General features: G+C 42.7%; 1 pseudogene. It reads left to right on the top strand.

Features of this window, described 5'->3' with window-relative positions:
• Window positions 1–272, top strand: a pseudogene (locus AC2A4J_RS20345) (sugar ABC transporter permease); the annotation flags it as partial.
• Window positions 273–564: the final 292 nt, after the last annotated feature.

Below are 564 nucleotides of genomic sequence, written 5' to 3'. Positions count from 1 at the left end.
ATTCCATTGCCCCCATCCTCATCACACAATATACGTTTAACTTTAACAACTTTAATATCATCTACTTATTTAATGGCGGGGGACCGCCTGTTGCAGGATCAACCGCTGGGGGAACGGACATCTTGGTGTCTTGGATTTATAAACTCACGATGCAGTCCTCTCAATATGCACTCGCTGCGGCTGTCACGATTTTACTTTCAATCTTTGTCATCGCCATTGCACTCTGGCAGTTTAAGAGGACGAATTCATTCAAAGAGGAGGACATGATGTGATATGGGATCAAAACAAACCAAGCTCATTCGCCTGAGTATTACTTATTTTATCCTTTTCATTGCCTCCATTTGTATTCTATATCCACTGCTTTGGACAATTGGTGCTTCCTTTAATCCTGGAAACAGCCTCATGAGCACAAGTATGTTTCCGAAGAACCCAACGTTCAGCCACTTTACCGAGCTCTTCTTCGGTCAGGGTGCACTTTATGCAAAATGGTATTGGAACTCCATGAAGATCAGTATTGTGACAATGCTGTTAACGCTCGTTCTTGTTAGTTTTACAGGCTATGCC

The sequence above is a fragment of the Marinomonas sp. ATLA20 genome, assembly GCF_057180105.1.
Note: the sequence above shows the minus strand (reverse complement) of the source record. Positions and strands in the feature narration are given on the sequence as shown.